Consider the following 2,481-nt stretch of genomic DNA (forward strand, 5'->3'; position numbering starts at 1 on the left):
CACATTGGTCGCCGCGCTGCCACCCAAGGTCACACTCATGCCCGGAATAAAGCCCGTACCAGTTAAGGTGATCGTGGTGCCTCCAGCAATCGAACCACTCGTCGGTAAAATGCCACTTAAGGTAGGAGCAACTGCCGTGTAGGTAAAGCCGCCAACTAAGCTTGCACTACCTACACCATTATTCACCAACACATCCACTATTAACGAACCGCTGACATACGCAGGGGTTGATGCAGTAATCGTCGTGGCATTCACTACCGTGACATTAGTTGCAGCAACACCACCAACCGTTACCGTCGCACCCGGAATAAAACCACTACCACTTAGAGTAATTGTCGTATTGCCACTAACCGGTCCTGTCGTTGGCGAAAGCCCCGTTAAGGTTGGTGCAACCGCGGTATAGGTAAAGCCTCCGGTTAAAGTCGCACTGCCCGCAGTATTAGTCACCACGACATCTTTCACCAAAGCCCCACTAACATAAGCTGGCGTTGTTGCCGTTAAGGTTGTAGCGTTCACCACCGTCACATTCATGGCCGCAACACCACCAATCGTTAACGTCGTCGTCGGTGTAAAGTTCGTACCCACTACGGTAACCGACGAACCACCTGCCATCGAACCCTGATTTGGAGTAATGCTGATTAAGGTTGGGCTACTGGCTTGATAAGTAAAACCGCCCGCCAAGGTCGCACCACCTATCTCATTACTAACCACCACATTGGCCGCTAATGGACCGCTCACATACGCCGGAGTAATCGCAGTTAAACTGGTAGCACTATTAATCGTAATACTTGTTGCTGGAATACCATCAACAGTCACCGACGTCGTGGGTGTAAAGCCCGTGCCACTGATCGTAATCGATGTGCCACCCGCAACAGGACCAGTATTAGGAGTTACTCCGCTGATGCTTGGCATAACCGCAACATAGGTATAACCGCCAGTTAAAGTGGCACTACCCACTCCATTATTCACTACCACATTGCTAACTAAAGAACCACTCACATACGCCGGAGTGACTGCCGTCAACGTCGTAGCATTAACTACAGTAACACTCGTCGCAGCAATACCACCGATCGTTAACGTCGTCGTGGGGGTAAAATCGGTTCCAGTCAAAGTAACTAAGGTTCCACCACTCATAGGTCCACTATTAGGACTAATACTGATTAATGAGGGTGATGATGCAATATACGTAAAGCCATTAGTAAGAGTTGCATTACCGACACTATTACTAACCACTACATTATTTACTAAAGAACCACTTACATACGCCGGAGTGACTGCCGTCAACGTCGTAGCATTAACTACAGTAACACTCGTCGCAGCAATACCACCGATCGTTAGCGTCGTCGTGGGCGTAAAGTTCGTACCGCTCACCGTAACTGCCGTACCTCCAGCCATTGAACCACTGTTCGGGCTAATGCTGACAATGGTAGGTGCTGCGGGTTGATAAGTGAAGCCGCCACTTAATACCGCATTGGAGACACCATTATTTACCACCACATTCACCGCCAGAGCCCCACTCACATAAGCTGGAGTCACCGCAGTAATGCTGGTTGCACTGTTAACAGTGATTCCTGTCGCCGCAATGCCACCAATGGTTACTGTCGTGGTGGGCGTAAATCCTGTACCCGTTAAGGTTACCGTAGTACCTCCAGCAGTTGGACCAGCACTTGGGCTAATACTCGCTAAGGTTGGTGCACTTGCTGTATAGGTAAAGCCTCCGGTTAAGGTCGCACTACCTGCAGTATTAGTCACCACCACATTTTTCACTAATGAACCACTGACATAAGCTGGGGTGCTTAGCGTAATCGTCGTCGCACTCACTGCCGTCACTGTTGCTGGAATCCCGCCAATAGTGACCGTAGTTCCCGGTATAAAGCCTGCTCCCGTAATTGTAGCTACGGTACCTCCGGCAATTGAACCCGTATTCGGAGAAATCGTACTTAACGTCGGTGACACTGCCAAGTAAGTAAAGGCTCCAGTTAAGGTCGCATTAGCCGCACCATTACTGACTGTAACATCAACTAGCAACGCGCCACTGACGTAAGCTGGCACTGTTGCTGTAACACTGGTGTCACTCACTACCACAACGTTGGTCGCTGCAACTCCGCCAAAAGTAACTGAGGTTGTGCCGGTAAGGTTGGCTCCTGTTAAGGTCACATTAGTTCCACCCGCAACACTGCCAGTAATGGGACTCAAGCCACTTAAGGTGGGGGCTAAAGTCACATAGGTGAATCCACCAGTTAGAGTTGCACTACCCATACTGTTGGTAGCAATCACATCCACCGCACCACTAGCATGAATAGGAGTCACCGCGGTTAAAGTAGTACTGTTGACTACCGTCACATTGGTCGCCGCGCTGCCACCCAAGGTCACACTCATGCCCGGAATAAAGCCCGTACCAGTTAAGGTGATCGTGGTGCCTCCAGCAATCGAACCACTCGTCGGTAAAATGCCACTTAAGGTAGGAGCAACTGCCGTGTA

The 2,481-nt window shown here is 50.1% G+C and carries 1 protein-coding gene; it reads right to left on the minus strand.

Annotation, left to right across the window (positions count from 1 at the left end; all coding sequences use genetic code 11):
- Positions 1 to 2,481 (minus strand): IPT/TIG domain-containing protein (locus tag P4L78_RS01145; RefSeq protein WP_309326398.1); only part of this gene is annotated, 2,481 nt, incomplete at both ends.

Origin of the sequence: Silvimonas sp. (genome assembly GCF_031291215.1) — a bacterium.
Classification (GTDB): domain Bacteria; phylum Pseudomonadota; class Gammaproteobacteria; order Burkholderiales; family Chitinibacteraceae; genus Silvimonas; species Silvimonas soli.